Genomic DNA, 21,682 nt, shown 5'->3' on the forward strand with positions numbered 1-21,682 from the left:
CCCTCCCCGTCAGCCCCTCCTCGCACCTAACGGTGCTCACGCTCACTGCGTTCGCGCCTCGCACCTTCGGTGCTCGAACTCCACTCCTAGCGGAGTGTCGTTCCCCCAATGGCGATAGCCCATGGGAATCCGTGTCCGGGGATGTAGGACAATGAGTTAAAGAATGGGCGCACCACTCAAAAAATGAGCATCTCAAGAACCGAAACCGAAGACTGCACCCCCGCACTCACCCCACCGGCTCCCACCCGGTGCAGACGTCCCGTCCGGGATCGAGGAGCACGTCGTGAGGGAGCCCGATGAGCGAGACCGCCGCGAGCGCCCCGATGACGCCCCGGCCGCCGTGGAGGTGCGCCCCGAACCGCCCGGCGGCTTCCTCGGCCTCTTCCCGGCCGATCACCGACTCTCTCGCGGTCCTCCCGTATGCCCGGAGCGCGCCGGGAACCCGGAAGCCTTGCCGGACGGCGACGCCCCACTCCGGGGACGCCGCCTCCCCGGCGACGAACCGAACGGCGGCCTCCTCGATCCGCGGCACGAGATCGGGCTCCACCGCGAGTTCGATGCAACTGCACGAGTTCCCGGCCGTCCGGACCTCGAGCCGGGGGTTGAGCATCGCCACGCGGTGGCCGATCGGCATGACGCCGTCGAGTTTCGCGAGGTGCTGGAGGAGGGCCAGGGCGAGGGCGAACGTCGCGCCCTCGGTCCCGGTATCGGTGTCGTCGATCCCGACGGCGACGTAGGCGAGCGCCCGGGTGACCACCTCGCCCTCGACCACCGGCCCTTCGCGGTGGACAGTGACGCCGCAGACGCCTTCGGCGAGGGACATCATATCGGTGAGCGAGTAAGCCGGGCCGCCGATGCACCGGATCTGCTGGCGGATGTAACCGTCCTCGTGGAAGACGCCGACGATCCCGACCGCCGGCGCGGGGTCGAGCCCGACGGCCACCTCCCGCCGCCCGAGGCCTGCCCGCTCGCGGAGCAGCGTCCCGTCACGGCGGACCGACTGCAGGGCGCCGCCGGCACGGGCGTGATGGAACTCGCAGAAGGCGGCGCACCCCCCGCTCATGCACTCGTGGTAGATCTCGACCTCGTCCCCGTCGACCGTGGTGAAGACCCGGCGGCAGGCGCTCTCCGGCATCACGCTGCTCGCCGCATACCGCGCCGCGTGCCGCCCCCGCTGCTCCTCCGTGATCAGGACGCAACCCTCCTCGATGAGGCGGTTCACCCAGTCCTGGACGGTGCTCCGGGGGGTGTCGGTCGCCTCCGCGATATCGGCCACCGTGAAGTAGCCACTCTCAAGCGTCGCCTGACGCATCAGCCGCAGGTACTGTTTTCTCCGCTCAAGAACCCTGGACATGCCGATCACGGATGTAGAGGAGGTCGCCGATCACGGCGCTGGCAGTCTCGACGGAGCCCGCGCCCTTCCCGATGAACGTCAGGTCCCCGGCGAGATCCGTCTCCACGGTGACCGCGTTGAGCGTCCCTTCGACGACGAGCGGGTGCGCTTTTGCGACGAGACGCGGCGAGACGCGGAGCACTCCCGCCTCCGGGACGATCTCGCCGATCAGCCGGATGGTGCAGTCCTGGTCCTCCGCAAGCCGCAGGGCTTCGGGCGTCAGGAGGGTGATCCCCGTCCTCTCCACGTCGTCGAGCGCGGTCCGCATATCGAGGATGGTGTTTGCCAGGATGACCAGCTTAACGCCAGCGTCGATCCCCTCGACGTCGTAGGTGGGATCGGCTTCGGCATACCCGAGTTCCCGGGCCTCGGCAAGGGCCTGCTCGTAGGTGAGGCTATCCTCGGCCATACGGGTGAGGATGTAGTTGCAGGTGCCGTTGAAGACCCCGTAAAGCCGTGAGATGGTGTTGCCCGCGAGGCCCTCCTGCATCGCGTGGATGAGCGGGATCGCCCCGCAGACCGTCGCCTCGTACTTCAGGAAGACGCCGTTTGCCGCAGCCAGGTCCCGGAGTTCCGGGTAGGCGAGGGCGATCGGGCCTTTGTTCGAGGTGACGACGTGCTTGTGCCGCCCGAGGGCTCCCCGGATGTGGCCCAGCGCCGGCTCGCCGTCGTCCACGTTCGTCGGGGTCACCTCCACGAGAACGTCGTAATCCGCCTTCGCCACCACGTCGGCGGGGCCGACGTCCGGACCGCCGCAGGGGCCGCCGTTCTCCTTCTTGGCAAGCGCCGCCGCGAGGTCGATCCCGGCCGGATCGATGATCCCGCTCCGCGAGTCGGCAAGGCCGGTGACGGTGATATCGAGGTTTTTTGCAAGGATTGCCCGGGCGATGCCCCGGCCGACGGAGCCGAATCCCAGGATGGCGATCCGCATCATGCATCCTCCAGGGGCTCGATGATGAGGAGATGCTTCTGCTCCGCAACGCTGCGCAGGATCCGGATCGCTCTCTTCATCTCGTCGCGGGTGGTCGAACGGATGGTGATACGTGCCGAGGATGGGGAACTGATCGCCGGCATGACGAGAGAGAGTTCCGTCACCTCGGCCGAGCCGGTCGTATCGATCCGGTCGACCGTGTCCGAGAGATCCGTGTGCATCAGGTGCCCGATCATGATCATTGTGCATTCGTAGAGGAGCCGTTCCTCGCCGATGCGCACGACGTTGACGCCCTGCTCCCGGAGCAGTTCAAGGAGTTTCTCAAGGCGCCCCTCGGGGAGTTCCAGCACGATCTGGACGTCCAGCGTCTCCGTAGCCGCCGGCGTCTCCCGCTGGTGGATAACCGCGATGATGTTTCCCCCGACGGCCGAGATCGGCTGGAGGGCTGCGACCAGCTGTCCGGGCTGGTCCCTCATCTCGAGCTTCATGGATACCTGCAAAAAAAACCACCTGCTGAATAGTTGACCTGCCGGGGTGATAAGCCTTGTACCCGGGAACAGTCCTTCGACGGGAGGTGTGCCGTAAAAAATGGAGAGGGACGCTTTGCTACTTCACCGACCCGGGTGCGGCGGTGACGATCGGAAGCGACCGGGCAAATTCGGGAAGGAACTCGGCGGGGATGCCCATGACGAGTTCGTCGTCCTCGATCCCCGAGAACCGGCGCGAACCGTCGCACCCGAGCGAGTAGTTGACGTTGCCGGAGAGGTAGGGCAGCGCGGTCGCGTCCGCACAGACCGACTGGATCCCCGCCATCGTGGACTCGATTCGTCCTCCGAGCAGGTAGAGCGTCGTCTGCGCGAGTTTCAGCATCGCCCGCGGTTCTGCCACGATGACGACGACGTGCGGATCGAACGGCGTTTTCTCAAGCGGCGCATAGACAGTCGCATACGTCTCGAGTTCCGGGACATGCGGCACCTGACGGATGGTCCGCATACAGGCGGCCCAGCTCTCGAACTTGCCGAGTTTGTAGTAGAACTCTCCCGAGCGGAGGCTCGGCGTGAGTTCCTTCAGCCCGAGGGCCCAGCCGCCCCCCATGCAGACGTGCTTGTCGGCGGTCGCGTAGAAGATCTCGCCGTTCAATCGCGCCCTGGTGATCATCTGACAGTGGCGGACGGTCTCGTCGATCGGCCCGACCCCTTCGGGGATGCCCTCGGGGCTCTTTGCGAGTTTCACCGCGACCGGCGATCCCCGCAGGTCGAGGGATTTCTTCAACGTCTCCGCGATCTCCGCGTAGGGGATCTCCGTGCGCATCTGGTCTTCCATAATCGTGCTCACTCCTCTGTGGAGATAGTCCCCGCGGTCACTCATAAAATCTCTGTTCGAGGTATCGGCAGGGTCAGAGGTTGCGCAGTTTACGGTTCACCTTCTCAAAGAAAGGCTTGCCCGTATGGACGAAGAGGGCGGGTTGGTCCGACTTCTTGACCGTGAGAGTGGCCTCTTTTTCGAGTTCGAACGTGCTCTGCCCATCGATGACGAGGTGCGCCGGTTTCTCGGTCTCGAGGGTGATCTCGAGGTTCCTCCTGGTGCTGATGAGGTGGGGGCGGGATGAGAGCATATACGGCGCGAGCGGCACGAGAAGGAACCCTTCGATCTGCGGGTCGACGATCGGCCCTCCCGCACTCATGGCGTATGCGGTCGACCCGGTCGGGGTTGATACGAGCAGGCCATCGGCCCTGAACCGTTCTGCGGGCGTGCCATCGACGTAAACGCCGAACCGAAGCATCTTCGCCGGTCGGTCGGTGACAACGAGTCCCTCGTTGAGGGCGTCGCCGAGCGGCATCCCGTTGACGGAGAGGCTGACTCGCATCCGGCGCTCGACATCGAACCCATCCCTGTGGGCGGCGAAGAACGCTCCTGCTTCGTCGGGTTCCAGATCCGCGAGGAATCCCACCTCGCCCCAGTTGATACCGAGGACCGGAACCTGCTTCTTCATCTGGTGGACGGTGAGGAGAACCGACCCGTCGCCGCCGACGACCACGACCAGGTCGCCGTCGATCTCCTCAAACGAAATACCCTCTTCCCCGAGGTGTGCCGCCGTGCCCTCTTCGAGAGCGACGTCGTGCCCCAGGCCTTCGAGTTCCCGGGCGAGCGACGCGGTGTAGCGGAGCGCATCCGCCTCGTCGATACGCGATACAAGGACAATCTTCATGCGCGGTTCACCTCAGGTACTCGACAACCTTGTTGTGCACGATCCCGTTCGTGGCGACGAGACTCCGCCCGACGGATACCTCGTCGGGGAAGACAAGCGCGTTTCCTTCGAGATCGGAGACCTTCCCGCCGGCTTCCTCGCAGACCAGCATCCCCGCCGCCGCGTCTGTGACCCGGAGCGTTCCCCGCACGTCGATGAAACCGTCGATGCGACCGCACCCGACGTAGCAGAGTTCGAGCGCCGATGCGCCGAGGAGGCGCCACCGCCGGATCTTCCGGCCGATCATCTGGACACGCGTCGGGTCGAACTTCCGGCCGTAGACGCTCATGGCGCTCTCTTCGAGGAGCGATACCCCCGAGACACGGATGGGACGCCCGTCGAGGCGGGCGCCCCGGCCCCGGACAGCGTGGAAGGTCTCGCCCGTGGCGAGGTTCTGGACGTATCCCGCCTGAACGACCCCTTCTTCCGCATATGCGATGGAGAGGGCGTAGAACGGGATTCCGACCACGGCGTTGTAGGTGCCGTCGACCGGGTCGAGGAAGATGGTTCCGTTCTCCCCGCCCATCTCGGCGCACCCGAGTTCTTCACTGATCAGGCGCCGGCAGAGCGAACGTTCTGCGAAGTGATCCACGATGATATCTTCCGCGACCTGGTCGATCTTCTTCGTGGGCGTGCCGTCCGCGCCCATCTTGACGTACGCCCCTGCTTCCGGCGTTCCGACCATGCCCGCTATCGCATCGCGTACCGCCCCCGCCACGTCTTCACACGCCCGGATGAACTCCATCAACTCTCCTCGTTCCTTCCCTTGTTCTACGGTGTATTTATGTACTGTAATCCAGATACATTAATCACGCGTTTACCGAGTGAGACAATATGAAGGAACAGACAGAAGTTGGGAAACTAAAAGAGGGACGTTACGTCGTTGTAGAAGATGAGCCTTGCAGGATTGTCTCCATCGCCACCTCCAAGCCCGGGAAGCATGGAGCGGCAAAGTCCCGAATCGACTGCATCGGCATCTTCGACGGCGTCAAACGCTCGATCGTCCAGCCGGTCTCGGCAAAGACCTACGTGCCCGTAGTGGAGCGGAAGATGGCGCAGGTCATCTCGATCGCCGGCACGACCGTCCAGTTCATGGACGTCAAGGACTTCGATATGTTCGAGCTCAACGTGACTGAAGAGCAGGCCGCCGGGCTCGAGCCGGGCAAGGAGATCCCGTACATATCATCCCTGGGCAAGAAGAAACTTGAGTGACCTTTTCTGGCTTACAAAAACGGGCATGCACGAGCTCGCCCACCTCCATTTTGCGGATGCGGATGCTTCGTATGAGGATGCCCGCTACGCCGTCTTCGGCGTCCCTTACGACGGTACGACGTCGTTTCGGCCTGGTACGCGGTTCGGGCCCCGGGCAATCCGGGAGGTCTCGTTCAACTTCGAGTCCTACGATCCCACGACCAAAATAGACTTTTCGGAAGTCCCGATCACCGACCTCGGCGACCTCGCGGTCTCCCGGCTGCCCGAGGAGGTCGCCCGCCAGGTGACCGACGTCGCGGGGGATATCGTCCGCGACGGCAAGGTGCCGGTGATGCTCGGCGGCGAGCACACCGCTACAATCGGCGCGGTCCGGGCCGTCCGGCCCGATGTCTACGTCGTCTGCGACGCCCACCTGGATCTCCGGGACGAACTCGACGGGACGCCCTACAGCCACGGGTGCGTCACCCGGCGCGTCCTCGATACGGTCGAGGACGTCGTCGTCATCGGGGCGCGGAGCGGCGATCGCGAGCAGTTCGAGATTGCTGCGGAGAGGACGCGCCTCTATACCGCCGATGCGGTGCGCGAACGGGGGATCGGCGCCGTCCTCCGGGAGGTCCGGGAGTGTATCGGGGAACGGCGGGTCTACCTCTCGATAGACGCCGATGCGATCGACTGCTGCCTCACCCCGGGCCTTGGGACGCCCGAGCCGTTCGGGATGACGCCGCTCGATATCCGGGAGGTCGTGCGTGCCCTCGCGCCCGAGGTCGCGGGCTTCGATTACGTGGAGGTCGCGCCGTTCGATACCGGGCAGACGGCAGCGGTGGCGGCGCAGATCGTGCGGGAGTTCATTGCACGGCATTGGGTTGCCGGGCGGTGAAGATCCGGGTTCTTTTTCCTGGCGCTCAGTTTTGTTCTGGTATCATCGTCGAAGGCTTACAGCCGCGTCGCAACATCGGGGTTCATGGGGATGCAAGAAAGCCCCGGGAGAGTGTCAAATCGACTAAACATGATACCCCCCGAAACATCGGACCCGGTATCGCCACTACATTTATTGTATTAAACCACACACATCTCAACTAATTCGGGGTGAAGGTCATGTTAGTCGAGTTCAAAATATTCTATTACGATGGGGGATGGACCGCTCGTGCTACAGATCACGGCATCGTCACCCAGGGAGAAACTATCGGCGAACTCGTCGATAATATCATAGAAGCAACAGAACTTTATTTCGAAGAAGAGATCGGATCGGGAGAACAGATCACGATCACCGTTACGACCGAACCCGTGCCTGACTTCATCCTTGAACTCGATGAGATCGACGCCGAACCACTTACTCAACAGCTTGAATTGACATTCAAAGTTGATCGCAATGTCAAGGCGACCGGTTGTTAGTGGATTCAAGATCGTTAAATACCTCGAATCTCTCGGGTACACTTACCTTCGACAAACAGGAAGCCACGTTCAAATGGTTATCCAAAAAGGTGACAAGACATATCATGTTGTCGTTCCCCTGCACAACGAACTGAGAGTCGGAACACTATATTCAATACTCGATGAGGTTTCAAAAGCAACGGAGATTCCCCGGAAAGAGTTGATCGCCGCAATAAGGTAATCTCTCTTTTTCCAGCCCCTCTCGTATGTCCGATCATCTAACAGTGCAAACATCACTTTCTGAATGGACAAACTGGTTGAAATACTCCCCACAACTGCCGGCAATACCCGGTTCGCCGATGGAGGCCAGGCATAGACAATCCGGAGGATTCATCTTCCGGGGAAGACTTCAGCAAAGCCCGGATCTTCGGAGTCCATTTCAATCCTCACCGTCGGTCACCCCACGCGGCACCGTCGACGAACCGTCACGCATCGATCTTACGTACCCACATACGTCTCCGGCACCTGGATCTTCAAGTGGTAGGAGTCGATGCGCCGGGTGTTGATGACGAAGTAGTAATCATGATATCCTTCGTAGAAGGTGCTCACCCACCGTTGCTTCTTGAGATCGGGGTTGTCCTTCGCCCCCAGGAAGTCGGCGAAGTTGAGGGTGACGACCCGGACGAACCGGTTCGGGTCTTCGGCATCCATCACCTGGCAGTTGAAGAACGGGATCTCGTCGTTTGAGGTCGCGATATCCGAGTAGTCGAGCCGCCACATCGGGAACGGGACCCGGACGATCCCGGTCGTCCCCGACCATTGCCCGTCGATCGTCGCGTAGGTCACCCACCGGGTGGTGCCGGGCCCGGTCACGGCCCCCGGCGGAGTGGTCATATTCAGGCGGGTCTCCCCGGTCGGGATCTGGTGGGTGCCCGGGTCGACGAACTTGACCGGCCGCGGCTTCCCGTCCCAGGTGGGCACCGGCGTGGGCGTCGGCGCCGCGGTGGGTATCGTGGGCGTCCAGGCCGGGGTTATCGTCGGCTCCGGCTCCCCGGACCCCCATAAGCCCGGCAGCTCGCCGGTCGCCGCCGGCTTGATGATCAGGGCCATCACAAGGACGACCGCGATTCCCAGAACAACGTAGATGAAATCCTGCTTTTTCGTCATATTCTGTTCCTTCCTCCCTTCGATTGAGACCATCCCGTGCGGCCGATCCGCCTCCCCGTCTCCGGTACCCGGAAAATGCAGTATATTTCCCATTTAGAAACATTTTTTCCAAAACGGGGCGGTCATCCGCGTGGTTTTTCGGTACAGGTATCGTTGTACCTCCGGCTACAAATACTTGTCTGAGACCGATGCGAGCCCGTAAAAGGGATTTTATACGCATTCATTATCAAAAACACCAGTTTTCAAATCTCCTGCAGTTTGAATAACTTTTTATACAGGTTTACGCATATATTCAAAAGAACCGTATTGTTCCGGATGAAACTCTCATTCGGACTCCGGTAACAGGAGGAAACGTTTCATGAGCAAATTGATGAGAAACGAAGACGCATTCACCGGCCTTGAGGCAGCGATCGTATTGATCGCGTTCATCGTCGTGGCCGCAGTCTTCTCGTACGTCATTCTCGGTGCCGGGTTCTTCACGACCCAGAAGAGCCAGGAGGTTGTGCACACCGGTGTGTCACAGACGAGCTCGACGCTCGAGATATCCGGGCCGGTCATCGCTCAGGCATCGAGTACGGCCAACCTCGGCAATGTACAGTTCTACCTGCAGATTGCGGCCGGCGGAACGTCGGTCGACATGAGGAAAGTAACCTACACGGTAGCGACAACGGAGCACATCGTAACCTACGTCGATCAGGATGGTACCGGTACCCACAAGGTAATACGGACCCCGGTCGGGCAACAGGTCACCGACGACCATATGCTCGAGAAGCACGAGATGGTCATGATCACGATCCCGCTGACCGGGACCGGTGAGTTTGTGGGTGATAATATACTCACGCCGAACACCCCGTTCAACATCGATATCAAGCCGGATATCGGTGCCGCACTCGGGATGACGAAGGTCGTGCCCCCGGCGTTGCTTACGGACCGCAGCTACGAGCTGTACTGAGGTGGTGATGAAACATGAGATCTTTAATCAAGCATGATGATGCATTCACCGGGCTCGAGGCGGCGATCGTATTGATCGCGTTCATCGTCGTAGCCGCGGTGTTCTCGTATGTAGTGCTCGGCGCCGGCTTCTTCACGACCCAGAAGAGTCAGGAAGTCGTCCATACCGGTGTACAGCAGGCAAGTTCCAGCATGGAGGTTATCGGCAACGTCTACGGCGTAGCGACGACCGCATCGGAAAACCTGGCATATGTCCAGTTCACCGTCGGCAACACGGCCGGCGGCACCGCGCTTGACGTCAGCAAGATGGTTGTCTCCTACCTCGATGGAGCAACAAGGTCCCCGGACGTTCAGTTCGTGGACGACGAAGATGGCGAAACCTTGAAGGCGACGTTGATAGCCGCGAGCGAGGCTATGACGGAAAACCCCGCGAGCAAGGATGAAATGGGCAAGTGGGGTATCATCGAGAAGGTCAACGCAAACGACAACGATGTCCTTGAACCCGGCGAGCAGTTCGTCATCGGGGTCTCGACGCCGACGACCCTGACGGCAAACACGCCGTTCTCGGTTAACCTGCAGCCCTCCGTGGGTGCGGTCTTCGCACTGCAGAAGACTCTCCCGCCGGCGCTCCACAGGGTGAACATTCTCTACTAATCTCTTTTTTTCTTCGGGACTCCGATACCGGACGACTCGATCCGGCAACGGCAACCTGTGCACGGGAGATTGGGCAACGGCCCGCCTTTGCGTATGCGTTGTGTTCGTCACAATATTCACCGATGCCAGGCGATCGCGGTTTGTCCCGGTTTCAGTACTTTGCCAGGACTTCTGGAGATGCTTTTTTCTGGATGTTCAATCCGTTCGCACTCCGCGTGGATGCTTTGTTGTCATCCCACCGTGCAAGGCGCAAAGCGTGAAGAACGCCTCGAGGGTGGGTAATACACCTCTTGTATTTTCATGTGAAACGCTGTTACCGGGAGGGGGAAATCCGCTCGAAGACCTTAGGTCTTCTCAAACTCCCTCCAGTCGCACCTCCCCGGACCCTCGAAGAACTTCGTTCTTCTCATGCTCCTGCTCCGGACGTTGTCCGGAGCACCCTTCGGCCAGTCGCACTCCCCGAGGTGCGATATGCGATGCGTGCCGAGGGGCAGGAGCACAGAAGAACGACGTTCCACCTGGGAACAGAGTTTGGGCACCGGAGGTGCGAAGGTGCGACTCCCTACGGAAAGCCGGTTCACCCTTCTTGCTCAGAATGCAGTTCAAATGATAGATACCCGGGAAGTAAGGGCTCCGGTTGGGGTATACCGAAGGTTCGAAAATCTTTCCGGGACGACCACGGGGGCATAAGAGGGCATCCCGGAATGCCCTCTACAGGAGGGACACCAATCGCACCTCCGGTGCTCAAACTTGCTGCGCTCGCATTTCGCGTGAGTTTTCAGCACAGAGGGTGATAGAGCCTCACGCGAAGCCGCGACGAACGACTTTCCCGAAGGGAAAGGAGTTCGAGCACCGCAGGTGCGAAGAGCGATGGGCGGAACGCGACTGGCCGGAGGGCGAGAGCGTGAGAACCTGTCCGGGTGTTGCTAACTTCGTTTTAGGTCGTCGCACGAGGCTGCAGTGCTTGACGTCGGATGTCTAAATTGGCGAAGTACTGAGGCTCATGGCGCGCCCTGTAGAGAATACTCCCCGGAGGGCGCATCGTTTACCATTTCCGTCGATGAATATGCGTCGCGAGAAGTCCACGTGAGTGTTGACGACCGTCCTTCACATATATCCCAGTTCCAGGTAAAAAGTAATGTTTTAGAGGTTTTCCAGCCCGGACACCCCGATATTGTGCTGGAAGAACGTTTCCACGAGGGGTATCCAGAGCGGGTAGCCATTGAACTTCGCCACGGAGTAGAAAAAGACCATCATCAACTGCCACGTGAACGGCACGGCGATAAGGAGGAACAGGGCTGCTGCAACCCAGGCGTCCGGGATGCCGAACTGTTTCCTCGCCACGATGAGGATGAGAGTTACGGCAAGCAGTACAAACGTGATCTGCGTGAAGAACATGGTGTAACCGGCATACAGGCCGTCGTAGGGCTGGATAAGCATCATGGCGACGAGCAGCGCCGGAGCGGAGACAGCAACGACGGCGATCTGCCACAGCGTCCTCCGCTTCGGGTCAATAGTCCCGTTCAGGCGCGAGATCGCGTAGACCCCGAGCAGCCCTGCAGGCAGGTAGAAGGGAGCAAGGTAGCGGATATCCGGGACGATGCCGTGGCTGGCGTTCAGCCCCGGAAGGCTCCGGATGTAGGCGACCCAGACAGCGCAGGCTATGACGAGGAGGAAGGCCACCACCGCGAGATGGGGCGGGCGCTCCCCCCTCCGGTAGTCCAGGTAGATCATCGGGAGCAGGACGATCGCGAGGATGATCAGCGGCGAGACCGCGACGAGGCTCATGTTCCCGGATGCGGGAGCAAAGAGGATGCCGAAGATGTCGCCGGGCAGGGTCGACCACGACGGGGAGAAGTGGTTTGCAAGGACCGAGAGGAAACCCGAGATCCCTCCAGAAGGCCCCGGAACCGACTGAACGACGCCGTTCACGGCCTCGGCCGCTCCGATGATCTCCTCGCCCGGGGCACCGGCGACGAGCCGCTTTTCGTAGACGTAGAACGTGGGCACCAGAGGGTTTCCGGTCACAAGGGCGTTGTTTATGAGCAGGGGGATGGCTCCGAGGAGCGTCGCAAGGGGTATGCAGAGCGCTTTGACCGCATTGAGCGGAGGCATCTGCAGAAGGCCGCGGGAGACCCGGAACCCGACGTAGTAGAGCGCGGCAAAGACAAAGACCGTAAACCCGACCTCCGGTCTCGCCCACGCGAGCAGCCCGATGAACGCGAACCCGAGAGCGGCATCCCTGAGCCCCCCGTACCGGATATAGCGCACCAGGAAAAGGACGACCGCCGCGGTCATCGCTATCAGCAGCATGTGATCCTTCGCGTTCGAGGCCCAGAAGACATATGACGAGCAGGAGATGCAGGCGATCGTCCCGAAGATCGAGAACCAGGTATCCTCGAAGATGGCCCTGCATGTGAGGTAGATCATCACCGCGAGCGCGGCAAAGAGGAGGTGGTTCGTGAAGATCACCGCTGCGGTTTCTATAGGCGCGTCCGGTGCGGTCAACGGCCAGGGGTAGTAGAAAGTGAGGTTTGCGAGCAGCCCGATGAACGCAGCGGCGATCACGAGCCAGGTCCACCGGACCCCGTGCCACCGGGCATATTGCGGGCGATAGGCATCGACCAGCACTGCCATTGCGACCGGAAGGAGCGACCAGAGGAGCACGATAGCCAGCCTGAACTGGTCGCCGAAGAGGCCGAAGAACCAGAGCGCAGGAAGCGAGAGAACGGGGAGCATCATCGTGTAGCCGAGGAGGTTATGGCGGGCCTGGAAGTAGGGGCCGGCCGTCCCGTTCAGGAACGTGCCGTACTTTCCCTCGTTTACGGTTACCTGGTGGCCTTCGCCGAGCTGGTGGAGCTGGTTGACGGTGATCCATTCGTCGTTCAGGAAGAGCGCCGGATTCGAGAATGTTAATGTAAGGAAGAGTGCAAAGAGGAAGATGAGCACCGGTATGAGGTTTTTACTCAGGAGGCAGGAGAGCGCCCCCTGTTCCGGCATGTCCCGGATTTCCTCTACCCGATCCGGCTGAGGCTTTGTTGTTGACTTTCGTCGTCGTGAACTCATGATAACCGCCCTGATGATGCGTAAAGAGGAGCTGATCTGTGAATTAGTAGTTTTTAGACTCGCCAATTTTAATATCTTCGTAAAGAACATTTTGCCAAATACGTAAAACATATATCTGAAATAAAGAATAAAAGAGGGCGACACAGCGCCGCAATGCTCCCAAGTGATTCCCAAAGAGCGTTGCAAGCTCGCGTGGGGCTCAAGTCAGGCATCGAAGTGCGTGGAACGCGCGGCACTCCCCGACCAATAATGCCTGACCGCGCTCCAACCATCAGCAGGAATCTGAATCGCTAGATCCAGGTGAAATACACCAATTTTCATCAATAGAGAGTTTATAGACATCTTTAGGAAACGATATGATTATCCCTGACTACAAGAGAATATAACAACAAGTGATGCACCCCACAGCAGCCGGAAATTCTCCGGCACCTGCCCGCGGGTGCAGACGGAGTGCTGTCGTCATGTACCGAGAACACCGGATCGCAGTGGTCGTCCCTGCATACAACGAGGAACTTCTGATAGGGCCGACGCTCGATACCATGCCGGAGTGCGTGGACCGGGTCTACGTCGTGGACGACTGCTCCACGGACGGGACGTCCGCGGAGATCAGAGAACGTTCGGCGCAGAACCCGCGGATCGTCTCCCTCCGGCACGAGGCGAACGCCGGTGTCGGGGCCGCGATCGTCACCGGCTATACTGCTGCGCTTGCGGACGGGATGGACATCGTCGCCGTCATGGCCGGCGACAACCAGATGGACCCGGCGTTTCTCCCGAGGTTGCTGGATCCGGTCGTCGATGGAAAAGCCGACTACGCGGTAGGGAACCGGCTGATCAACCCTGAATACCGTAAGGATATGAGCCGGTGGCGCTTTTTCGGGAACGCGGCACTGACGCTCCTCACGAAGATCGCTTCGGGCTACTGGCAGCTGATGGACCCGCAGAACGGTTACACGGCAATCTCACGGCGGGCGCTCGAGACGATACCCCTCGATGCCGTCTACCCGCGGTACGGCTACTGCAACGACATCCTCGTGCGGCTCAACGTCTACGGGTTCCGGGTGAAGAACGTCCCGCATCCAGCCAGGTACGGGCTCGAGCAATCCGGGATCCGGTACGGCCGTTACATCGTGAGGCTCTCCGGGCTCCTCCTGAAAGACTTCCTCTGGAGAATGAAGACAAAGTACGTCCTTATGGGATTCCACCCGCTGGTGTTCTATTACTTCTTCGGCGCTATCTTTGCGGTTCTCGGGTTGCTGGTTGGGATCTACGCCCTGCACTTTAAGTTTGTCCAGGGCTACCCCATCTTCGTCCCGGCGGTCATCTCGATCCTGGTCTTCGGCCTGGGAGCGCAGTTCCTGCTCTTTGCGATGCTGTTCGATATGCAGGCTGAGAGGAATGGCGGATGGTACTGACCGTGACAGATACGGAGTACGGGAGAACTCGATGAGAGTACTTATCGATATGGGCCACCCCGGCCACGTACATCTATTCAAAAATTTCATCCGGGAGATGAGATACCGAGGGCATGAAGTCAAGATCACTGCAAGGGACAAAGAGATCACGTTGCAACTCCTGCGCAGGTATGGCTTCAACTTTGTACAAACAGGTAGTGGAAAAGCAGGGGATACAAACCTGATTTGGGAATGGATCTCCCGCGGTATAGAAGTGTTTAAAATTTCCCGTAGATTTCGTCCGGATATTTTGCTTGGCGTCGGGAACCCTTCTATAGCTCACGCCGCAATGATACTGAGAAAGCCATCTGTGATATTTACCGACACAGAGCATGCAAAATTTGGAAACATGGTCACATTTCCCTTCGCAAGTGTCATCTGTACTCCCTCGTGCTACTGTGACGACATCGGCCCGAAGCAGATCCGCTACAATGGCTACCATGAACTCGCCTATCTCCACCCAAACCGCTTCACCCCGAACCCCGCTGTCCTCACCGAACTCGGTCTTGCCGAGGGCGACCCTTTCATCATCGTTCGTTTCGTCTCATGGCAGGCGAGCCATGACGCCGGCCAGCACGGCATCCGCGACAGGGTCGGGCTCGTGAAGGCGCTGGAAGAGTATGGCCGGGTCCTGATCACCTCTGAGGGGGCGCTGCCCCCGGAGTTGCAGCCCAACCAGATCCGGGTCTCCCCGGAGAAGTTGCACGATCTGTTATATTACGCGGCGCTGTACGTGGGGGAGGGGGGCACGACGGCTTCAGAGGCTGCAATCCTTGGGACACCGTCGATCTATGTCTCTTCCCTTGTTGGTATGATGGGCAACTTCATCGACCTTGAGGAGACGTATGCCCTGCTCTACAGTTTTACCGATAGTAATGCGGCGCTGGGTAAGGCGATTGAGATCCTGAAGGATCCTGCAAGCAAGGAAAAGTGGAGGGGCAAGCGGGAGCGGTTACTGGAGGATAAGATCGATATAACTGTCTTCATGATCTGGTTCATTGAGAATTATCCCCGGAGTTTTACAGAGATGAAGGAACACCCCGCTGTGCAGTATTCCTGTGCTTCGGTCCCGGGAGATGCATCATGAGTGCTGCTACACATGCAAGCTCTCCTACCGGTTATCTGTTCTCCCATGCTGCCACGAGATCGCACTACTTCATCGAAACCTCCGGCGAGATCAACGAGTTCATGAAGATGCACGTCATCAACCTCGCCGAACGTGGCCTCCAGCAGGTCGGCAAGTACCTCTACGGGGCGAAGATCGCCGTCATGGGTCTCGCCTGCAAGAAGAACATTAACGATCCCCGGGAGTCGCCCGCGATCAAGATCGTCGAGGAGTGTGCAAACCTTGGGGCCGATGTGCGGGTGTACGACCCGTTCGTCCTCTCCCTTGCGACGAAGGCTGGGGTGTTTGTCTCGGTCGGAAATGTTAAGGAGGCGCTCTCCGGGACGGAGTGTATGGTCTCCCTCGTGGATCATGACGTGTTCCAGGGAGTCTCTATGGCGACGGTGAAGGAGTTCATGGCCTCGCCGGTGGTCGTAGACGGGAAGAATCCGTTCGCCGGCGAAGAGGGGGTTGTGTATTTGGGGATTGGGAAAGGGCTGGTCTGAATATCGATGGTTGAAATGATAGGCACAAAAGATAACTCCCCGGTGGGCCTGAAGGATAAGACCCTCCTTATCCTCAGCCCCTCCTACCCCAATGAGGATGAGTCTTTTATCGCAGAGACGTTTGTCAAGTATCAGGTCGCCGAGCTGAAACAGTACTTCAAAAAAGTCATTATTATTGCGCCGGTACTTCGTTCCTTTGGGTATCTCAAGAAAGACAGACTCTGCAAGGACTATACTTACGACAATGTGGAGGTATACTATCCCCGGTGCATCTACATCCCTCTCCTTTGGTTGAGCAAGATCGCGATAGATAACCGACTGCAGGTGGTGGAGCGGTGTATTAAAGAGCATCATCTTCATTTTGACCTGATCCACGCCCATTTTACCTGGCCTTCCGGCTATATCGGTGTCAGGCTGAAGGAGAAATATGGAAAACCGGTAATCACCACCATCCACGAGAACGGCGACTGGTTTGATCAGGAGGTCGGGACGGACCACCCTCTCATCAATACCGCATGGTCTGGTGCCGACGCCCTCATCAGGGTGAACAGAAAGGATGTTCCCGTTCTGAAGCGATACAATGAGCAGGTCTACTCTATTCCCAATGGGTTTTCTCCGGCCTTCCATCCTATCGACACAGCTGTTGCCAGGGAGCGACTCGGCCTGCCAAGAGATGCAAAGATCATCTTCACGTTGGGTGGGCTGATCAAAAGGAAGGGTTTCAACTACCTGATCGACGCGACGGAGCAGGTCTGCAGTCAACGGGACGACGTGCTCTGCTTTATTGGTGGAGCGGGGCCGGAGAGGGGGAGCCTTCAGGGGCAGATCGGCCGGTTGCGCCTCGGGGAGAAGGTGAAGTTGCTTGGGTCTGTGCCGAGCGACATTCTGCCACTCTGGATGAATGCCTGTGATATTTTTGTCCTGCCGAGTCTTTCGGAGAGTTTTGGAGTTGTTCAGATCGAGGCTATGGCCTGTGGCAAGCCTGTTATTTCGGCGCGAAACAGGGGGAGCGAGGAGGTTATTGTATCAGATTTGCATGGTCTGCTGGTCGAGCCCGCCGATTCCGAAGACTTGGCAGAGAAGATCCTGATGGCGCTGGACCGGGAGTGGAATCCGGAGGCGATCCTCGCGTATGCAGAGCGGTATACATGGGATAATATCGGGAAGAAGATTGTAGATGTGTACATCAGACTCTAGATTAGAGAAGTTTTGCGGATAAAAATATCAGCAGGAACAAGTGCCTCATATCCGAATTCGGGAGATGTATCAAAGAGAGGGCAAGAGGACATCAATACAAAGCATGAAATGTCATGGATAAGAGCAGATACAGCCCGAATCTTTTTGAGGGACGCTCACACAAAACGACAAGTACATAATGAGAGAAGTAATAAAAAATACCAATGATAGCCCTTTTGTTGAATGTAGGGGTTACGAATAAAGGCAATGAAGCATTGGTTATTTCGACGAAAAAGATTATCCAGGATTTTAGAGAGGATATAAAATTTATTAATGTAGGAGCAGAAGGCGATGACAAAAACCAAATAGTCCCCCATATTGCAAGAAACCCAACGAGATCCCCATATCCATGGTTATATCTTATAGAATGCGTGGGGATACGTGCGTTGCGTCGATGTGGTTTTGCTGTAAGTGTTTCGAAGAAATCAAAATTAAGCATATATAATGAAGCGAATGTTGTAATTAATAGCGGGGGAGACCAGCTAAGCGGAGAGAAAATCATAGGGAGCAGTTTTCTAAACCTTTTATATCCGCTTTTACTTGACAAACCAGTAGTGTTGTTTGCAGAAAGCCTCGGGTACTATAAGTATTTTATAAATCGCCTGGTGGGGAGGTACATCTTCAGGAACGCCAAATTGATCTTAGTCCGGGAAGAACTCTCTAAAGAATATCTAATCGATCTTGGTATAGATGCGGGAAAGATATTCGTGACTGCAGATCCAGCGTTCATTTTACCCCCTGCACCGCTTTCGAGAGTCAATGAAATACTAAGTGTTGAGGGAATATCATGTCTTCCAAACCCGATTGTCGGGGTAAATCCCAGCGGATTGATAAGCAGATATTTTAATGACCCTGAAAAATCCGAAGACCACTATGTGCAGTCAATAGCGGATGTAATCGATTATCTCATCGAAACTAAAGAGGCGAGCGTCCTCTTAATTCCACATGTATACTCAAAAGATGTTGACGATCGAATTGTGATTCAAAAAGTCATGAAAAAGGTACTGAACCCGCAAAAGGTTTTCCAGATCGCCAATGAATACTCCGCCACAGAATTGAAAGGAATTATCGGATTATGCGACATGTTTATCGGATCCAGAATGCATGCCACGATTGCTGCGACATCCCTCTGCGTACCGACAATAGGAATATCTTACAGCCACAAAATTCATGGAATTGTTGGAAAAACACTTGGCCTGGAACGATATATCATAGATATTAATAAATTGGACAGCGATGTCCTGAAGTCAGTAGCTGAAACCGTATGGTCTGATAGAAGTAGCATTAAGAAACACCTTGAAAATGTTATTCCAGAAGTAAAAGAAAAATCATTATTGAATGGACACCTGTTTGCGAAGTACCTCGAATCGGATCTATCTCCGATCTAATGTTTGCGCCACCAACTCCAGGCCATAACGAACGGCTCGAAAAGGAAAGCTCAAAAACCTGATTAAACGCAACTGCATGAGATCCCAGTACATTTCACCTTTTAGGGAGCTCACACCGTCCTTCAGATAACAGCTATTTTTGAGGGTAAATTCCCTGCTCTGCCTCTGCATTGCACAGATTGTTTTGAATTTCCACCTTTCTAGTTCACTGAGGTTGCTGCTCGAGCGAATTCGTTTTTTTGGGAAAACTTTCCGAAGAAGTTCATCTTGGTACAAACGATATGCAAGATGACTTTTTTTAATTGTAATCACACTCCTCTGACTCCGAACAACGCGAGAGATATTGATGGATGCAACGGATATTTTACCGAAAGCACAGCATTCTTCAATCAAATTCAACATCTCACCAGATCGCACTATCAGCAGGCTGGTACCCCCGGGATCACCGGAGAACTCCGGCAGCCAGGCGTCCATACACGTCACGTCGGCACACTCGGCAAAAACATCATCGCAGTAGTTGCAGGCCTTCTGCGTGAACCACCGGTTCCCCCAGGTCTCGGCGATCCCCTCGTTCCAGAAGATCTTCCGCTCCTCCCCGTCCGCGGTCGTGAACGAGAAGTAAAAGTTGTTCGCTGGCTGGTCCGGGCTCTTCCCGCGGTAGCGCACTCCAGTCACCTCCCCCCGCACCCCGGCGAGGGCAGCGACGTAGTCGGTGAAGTGCCTGCTCTTCAACTGCCCGCAGGTAAGACCGACGGTGACGACGATCCGCTCTCGGAGTTTCTTGTTCCGCTGCTGGGCAAGCCTGATCGCCTTGAGAAAGCAGGGCAGGCCGGTGACGGCATACCGCCCCGGCACGGTGAGGAGATGTCTGATAGCTCCCGACATCTCCACCGGGTAGTAGGCCGACCCGGCCCCGGCGCGGACCTCCTCTGGGGTATCAAAGACCTGGAAGGAAAAAAGCCGCTCCGGGTCGCCGGTAGGGGCGACGCAGATGACGTGATCGACGATCCCCTCGGCGAGCAGCGCCTCAAGGAGCCAGGTCGCCATCCCCCCCGAGGCGCTGGTCGGCCGGTGTCTTTCGGAGTAGCCGACGTACGAGGCGAGGTAGTAGCCTGTCTCGGAGCGGTGCCGGATGCCCGGGACCGCACCGTAGAGCCGCTTCGCGATGGTGTCTTCGTTCTCCCCGGAGTCCGCAAAGGGGCAGACTTTCAGGCAGAGGCCACACTCCGTGGTGCAGAGCGACGTTTCCACGGGGTTATACTCGCCGTAGCAATTCCATTGCATCGTAAGGATGCCCTGTGGGCAAAGAGCAGCGCAGAGGCCGCAGCCGATGCAGAGATCGTGTTCAACAACGCTTGTAATGACAGGCGATTTCACGCAATCATTCTCCTGAGGGCTGAGGGAGGTAGGATTCAAAGAGCCTCCGTTCATATCCACTGAGGCCGAACGCCCAGACCGTCGAAAGGTAGACGAAGCCGATAGTCGCACCGGCAACGGCGAGCGTAATCAGGGCGGGAAGTTGGATGACGGCGCCCAGGGTTGCCGCCGCGGCCCCGATGATGACCGTCGCAACGATCCCCGGGAGCATCGACCGGGTAAAGGTGTGGACCTCGACCCCGAGCACCCTCGTCGCATACCAGGGGGTGAAGAAAGCGTTCTTCAACGTGAGGACAATCGCCCCCGCAGCCGCGACGCCGTAATAGCCCCAGCCTGTCAGAAGCGGGAGAACGATCGCGAGGACGAAATTCCCGATCCCCATAAAGAATGTCACCTGCCCGGGCACCCGCACCCGGTTGTAGGCGACGTTGACCGAGAAGAGGGGCAGGACCGCGAGATTGACCGCAAGGTGCACCGTCAGGAGGACCATCAACGGGGCAAGGGAGGCAAATTGCTCCCCCACCCAGATCGTAAGGAGCTGCGGGGCAAGCCCGCAGACGAGACCGATCGGGAGGGCCATGGCAAGCCCCATCAGTTTGACGGCGCTCTTTGTGGCCCGGATCAGGGTTCCGGTCTGTTCCCGGGCATAACAGGAGAGGATCGTCGGCGTCAGGACGCCGGAGAGCACTCCGGCGACCGCTCGCAGAAGCACCACCCACTGGAGAGCGATCGCGTACTCCCCGGCGGACGTCGACCCGAAGAGGAGGTTCACGACGATGAGGTCGATCTGGAGGAAGAGAAGAGAGCCAATCTGGTTGATGACCACCCACCACCCCATCCCACAGAGATCCTTCACTCTCCTGCGGTCGAAGGAGTGGATCGAAAGCCGAAGATGGGGACAGACCCGGCGGGCGAGGACGAACGAGACCACGGAAGCCACCACCGCCCCGGTCAGGTACGCGCTGCCGACGAGGCCGAGATCGGGCCCGAACAGAGCGAAGAGGAGGACGATCATCCCGGCCTGGGCTACAACGTTTGTTATATTGACGAAGTTCTGCAAGTCGAGACGGTTGTAGGCAAAGAGCTGGACCGTAAAATTTCCACTCCAGGACCTGATTAAGAAAGCGGCAGAGACCCCGAGGAAGAGGAGAATCACACCGTCCTCCTGCCCGGCCGGAACGTTGAAGATCGAAGGAGCGAAGTAAGCGACCGCGAGGGCGATCGGAACCATCAGAAGAATGACCGCGGTGAGTCCGAAAAACGCGGTGTTGAAGGTCTTATTCGCGGCTGCATAATCCTCCCGCTGAAGGTCGACGGTAAGGAACCGGGAGACGGCGGCGTTGAGGGACTGGACGACAATCGCCACGTACCCCGTGATCGAGGTTGCAAGCGGGATGAGCCCATAGGCTGCGACCCCGAGGGTTTCAATAAAGTAGGGAACCAGGAGAACGCCGATTACAACATTTGCCAGGAAATAGGCGACGTTCCCCGCGAGGTTGCGGGGGAGCTGGGCGGCGAGGCCTCGGGTGGTTGGTGTGTTGTCTGGGGTGGTGGGCGGCATGGGTATTCTTCTGGCCAGGATGGTGCCGGTTCCCCGGGGGATTACTCACCTGCGGGGTTTCTTAT

At 58.2% G+C, this 21,682-nt stretch carries 21 protein-coding genes; 11 read left to right on the forward strand and 10 right to left on the reverse strand.

Features of this window, described 5'->3' with window-relative positions:
- Nucleotides 1-226: 226 nt before the first annotated feature.
- The 6 genes from SZ63_RS11175 to SZ63_RS11200 form a co-directional block, all read right to left on the reverse strand.
- Complete coding sequence (locus SZ63_RS11175) at nt 227-1,354, reverse strand: helix-turn-helix domain-containing protein (RefSeq protein WP_048185429.1); 1,128 nt, start codon at nt 1,352-1,354, stop codon at nt 227-229.
- The gene (locus tag SZ63_RS11180; RefSeq protein WP_048185431.1) at nt 1,338-2,324 is read right to left on the reverse strand and encodes a homoserine dehydrogenase; all 987 of its coding nucleotides are present in this window, start codon (nt 2,322-2,324) and stop codon (nt 1,338-1,340) included. The genes SZ63_RS11175 and SZ63_RS11180 overlap by 17 nt, the downstream gene beginning before the upstream one ends.
- Nucleotides 2,324-2,812, reverse strand: a complete 489-nt coding sequence (locus SZ63_RS11185) for an amino acid-binding protein (protein WP_048185432.1) — start codon at nt 2,810-2,812, stop codon at nt 2,324-2,326. Before SZ63_RS11185 ends, SZ63_RS11180 begins: the two co-directional genes overlap by 1 nt.
- A gap of 118 nt (nt 2,813-2,930) precedes the next feature.
- Complete coding sequence (locus SZ63_RS11190) at nt 2,931-3,647, reverse strand: DUF169 domain-containing protein (protein ID WP_048185433.1); 717 nt, start codon at nt 3,645-3,647, stop codon at nt 2,931-2,933.
- A gap of 73 nt (nt 3,648-3,720) precedes the next feature.
- Complete coding sequence (locus SZ63_RS11195) at nt 3,721-4,533, reverse strand: NAD(+)/NADH kinase (RefSeq protein ID WP_048185435.1); 813 nt, start codon at nt 4,531-4,533, stop codon at nt 3,721-3,723.
- Nucleotides 4,534-4,540: 7 nt separating this feature from the next.
- Complete coding sequence (locus tag SZ63_RS11200) at nt 4,541-5,317, reverse strand: bifunctional fructose-bisphosphatase/inositol-phosphate phosphatase (RefSeq protein ID WP_048185437.1); 777 nt, start codon at nt 5,315-5,317, stop codon at nt 4,541-4,543.
- Between the two features lie 89 nt (nt 5,318-5,406).
- On the opposite strand from SZ63_RS11200, the gene SZ63_RS11205 reads away from it, so the two are divergent.
- From SZ63_RS11205 to SZ63_RS13275, 4 genes are all read left to right on the forward strand, one after another.
- Entirely contained in the window at nt 5,407-5,784 is a 378-nt protein-coding gene (locus SZ63_RS11205; RefSeq protein WP_048185439.1) for a translation initiation factor IF-5A, read from the forward strand.
- Between the two features lie 25 nt (nt 5,785-5,809).
- A complete protein-coding gene (gene speB / locus SZ63_RS11210) occupies nt 5,810-6,661 on the forward strand; it encodes an agmatinase (protein WP_048185441.1) in 852 nt (283 codons plus the stop codon).
- Nucleotides 6,662-6,879: 218 nt separating this feature from the next.
- A complete protein-coding gene (locus SZ63_RS13100; protein ID WP_052959139.1) occupies nt 6,880-7,176 on the forward strand; it encodes a type II toxin-antitoxin system HicB family antitoxin in 297 nt (98 codons plus the stop codon).
- A complete protein-coding gene (locus SZ63_RS13275) occupies nt 7,154-7,396 on the forward strand; it encodes a type II toxin-antitoxin system HicA family toxin (protein WP_082122772.1) in 243 nt (80 codons plus the stop codon). The genes SZ63_RS13100 and SZ63_RS13275 overlap by 23 nt, the downstream gene beginning before the upstream one ends.
- A gap of 257 nt (nt 7,397-7,653) precedes the next feature.
- Here the strand turns inward: SZ63_RS13275 and SZ63_RS11220 are convergent, their stop codons facing one another.
- Nucleotides 7,654-8,322 (reverse strand): hypothetical protein, encoded by a 669-nt coding sequence (locus SZ63_RS11220; RefSeq protein ID WP_048185821.1) that lies wholly within the window; start codon nt 8,320-8,322, stop codon nt 7,654-7,656.
- Between the two features lie 370 nt (nt 8,323-8,692).
- On the opposite strand from SZ63_RS11220, the gene SZ63_RS11225 reads away from it, so the two are divergent.
- Together SZ63_RS11225 and SZ63_RS11230 are read left to right on the forward strand one after the other, a co-directional pair.
- On the forward strand, nt 8,693-9,274 hold the full coding sequence (locus SZ63_RS11225) for an archaellin/type IV pilin N-terminal domain-containing protein (protein ID WP_241481337.1): 582 nt from the start codon (nt 8,693-8,695) through the stop codon (nt 9,272-9,274).
- Between the two features lie 14 nt (nt 9,275-9,288).
- Nucleotides 9,289-9,927 carry an archaellin/type IV pilin N-terminal domain-containing protein gene (locus SZ63_RS11230; protein ID WP_048185445.1) on the forward strand — a complete coding sequence of 213 codons (639 nt, stop codon included), beginning with the start codon at nt 9,289-9,291 and terminating at the stop codon, nt 9,925-9,927.
- Between the two features lie 1,143 nt (nt 9,928-11,070).
- Here SZ63_RS11230 and SZ63_RS11235 read toward each other — a convergent pair.
- Nucleotides 11,071-12,927, reverse strand: a complete 1,857-nt coding sequence (locus SZ63_RS11235; protein WP_048185447.1) for a hypothetical protein — start codon at nt 12,925-12,927, stop codon at nt 11,071-11,073.
- A 527-nt stretch (nt 12,928-13,454) separates the two neighbouring features.
- Between SZ63_RS11235 and SZ63_RS11240 the strand changes: the two genes are divergently transcribed.
- The 5 genes from SZ63_RS11240 to SZ63_RS12795 all read left to right on the forward strand — a co-directional run bounded on the left by SZ63_RS11240 (nt 13,455) and on the right by SZ63_RS12795 (nt 18,679).
- Complete coding sequence (locus tag SZ63_RS11240) at nt 13,455-14,405, forward strand: glycosyltransferase family 2 protein (RefSeq protein WP_048185448.1); 951 nt, start codon at nt 13,455-13,457, stop codon at nt 14,403-14,405.
- A 31-nt stretch (nt 14,406-14,436) separates the two neighbouring features.
- Nucleotides 14,437-15,531 carry a DUF354 domain-containing protein gene (locus SZ63_RS11245; RefSeq protein WP_048185450.1) on the forward strand — a complete coding sequence of 365 codons (1,095 nt, stop codon included), beginning with the start codon at nt 14,437-14,439 and terminating at the stop codon, nt 15,529-15,531.
- Nucleotides 15,528-16,055, forward strand: coding sequence for a UDP binding domain-containing protein (locus tag SZ63_RS11250; protein ID WP_052959140.1), 528 nt, complete (start codon nt 15,528-15,530; stop codon nt 16,053-16,055). Before SZ63_RS11245 ends, SZ63_RS11250 begins: the two co-directional genes overlap by 4 nt.
- Nucleotides 16,056-16,061: 6 nt before the next feature.
- A complete protein-coding gene (locus SZ63_RS11255; protein ID WP_052959141.1) occupies nt 16,062-17,252 on the forward strand; it encodes a glycosyltransferase family 4 protein in 1,191 nt (396 codons plus the stop codon).
- 203 nt (nt 17,253-17,455) lie between these two features.
- Entirely contained in the window at nt 17,456-18,679 is a 1,224-nt protein-coding gene (locus tag SZ63_RS12795) for a polysaccharide pyruvyl transferase family protein (protein WP_082122773.1), read from the forward strand.
- Here the strand turns inward: SZ63_RS12795 and SZ63_RS11265 are convergent.
- Nucleotides 18,665-20,095: a Coenzyme F420 hydrogenase/dehydrogenase, beta subunit C-terminal domain gene (locus SZ63_RS11265; protein ID WP_241481338.1), complete on the reverse strand. Its 1,431-nt coding sequence runs from the start codon at nt 20,093-20,095 to the stop codon at nt 18,665-18,667. The two genes, SZ63_RS12795 and SZ63_RS11265, sit on opposite strands and share 15 nt — an antisense overlap.
- On the reverse strand, nt 20,061-21,617 hold the full coding sequence (locus tag SZ63_RS11270; RefSeq protein ID WP_048185457.1) for a lipopolysaccharide biosynthesis protein: 1,557 nt from the start codon (nt 21,615-21,617) through the stop codon (nt 20,061-20,063). The genes SZ63_RS11265 and SZ63_RS11270 overlap by 35 nt, the downstream gene beginning before the upstream one ends.
- Between the last annotated feature and the right edge of the window lie 65 nt (nt 21,618-21,682).

This window comes from Methanoculleus sediminis (assembly GCF_001017125.1).
In the GTDB taxonomy this organism is placed as follows: domain Archaea; phylum Halobacteriota; class Methanomicrobia; order Methanomicrobiales; family Methanoculleaceae; genus Methanoculleus; species Methanoculleus sediminis.

Coding starts and splice junctions, on each gene's coding strand:
- SZ63_RS11175 (WP_048185429.1), bottom strand. CDS start 1,354: ATGTCCAGGGTTCTTGAGCGGAGAAAACAGTACCTGCGGCTGATGCGT.
- SZ63_RS11180 (WP_048185431.1), bottom strand. CDS start 2,324: ATGCGGATCGCCATCCTGGGATTCGGCTCCGTCGGCCGGGGCATCGCC.
- SZ63_RS11185 (WP_048185432.1), bottom strand. CDS start 2,812: ATGAAGCTCGAGATGAGGGACCAGCCCGGACAGCTGGTCGCAGCCCTC.
- SZ63_RS11190 (WP_048185433.1), bottom strand. CDS start 3,647: ATGGAAGACCAGATGCGCACGGAGATCCCCTACGCGGAGATCGCGGAG.
- SZ63_RS11195 (WP_048185435.1), bottom strand. CDS start 4,533: ATGAAGATTGTCCTTGTATCGCGTATCGACGAGGCGGATGCGCTCCGC.
- SZ63_RS11200 (WP_048185437.1), bottom strand. CDS start 5,317: ATGGAGTTCATCCGGGCGTGTGAAGACGTGGCGGGGGCGGTACGCGAT.
- SZ63_RS11205 (WP_048185439.1), top strand. CDS start 5,407: ATGAAGGAACAGACAGAAGTTGGGAAACTAAAAGAGGGACGTTACGTC.
- speB (WP_048185441.1), top strand. CDS start 5,810: ATGCACGAGCTCGCCCACCTCCATTTTGCGGATGCGGATGCTTCGTAT.
- SZ63_RS13100 (WP_052959139.1), top strand. CDS start 6,880: ATGTTAGTCGAGTTCAAAATATTCTATTACGATGGGGGATGGACCGCT.
- SZ63_RS13275 (WP_082122772.1), top strand. CDS start 7,154: ATGTCAAGGCGACCGGTTGTTAGTGGATTCAAGATCGTTAAATACCTC.
- SZ63_RS11220 (WP_048185821.1), bottom strand. CDS start 8,322: ATGACGAAAAAGCAGGATTTCATCTACGTTGTTCTGGGAATCGCGGTC.
- SZ63_RS11225 (WP_241481337.1), top strand. CDS start 8,693: ATGAGAAACGAAGACGCATTCACCGGCCTTGAGGCAGCGATCGTATTG.
- SZ63_RS11230 (WP_048185445.1), top strand. CDS start 9,289: ATGAGATCTTTAATCAAGCATGATGATGCATTCACCGGGCTCGAGGCG.
- SZ63_RS11235 (WP_048185447.1), bottom strand. CDS start 12,927: ATGCCGGAACAGGGGGCGCTCTCCTGCCTCCTGAGTAAAAACCTCATA.
- SZ63_RS11240 (WP_048185448.1), top strand. CDS start 13,455: ATGTACCGAGAACACCGGATCGCAGTGGTCGTCCCTGCATACAACGAG.
- SZ63_RS11245 (WP_048185450.1), top strand. CDS start 14,437: ATGAGAGTACTTATCGATATGGGCCACCCCGGCCACGTACATCTATTC.
- SZ63_RS11250 (WP_052959140.1), top strand. CDS start 15,528: ATGAGTGCTGCTACACATGCAAGCTCTCCTACCGGTTATCTGTTCTCC.
- SZ63_RS11255 (WP_052959141.1), top strand. CDS start 16,062: ATGGTTGAAATGATAGGCACAAAAGATAACTCCCCGGTGGGCCTGAAG.
- SZ63_RS12795 (WP_082122773.1), top strand. CDS start 17,456: ATGATAGCCCTTTTGTTGAATGTAGGGGTTACGAATAAAGGCAATGAA.
- SZ63_RS11270 (WP_048185457.1), bottom strand. CDS start 21,617: ATGCCGCCCACCACCCCAGACAACACACCAACCACCCGAGGCCTCGCC.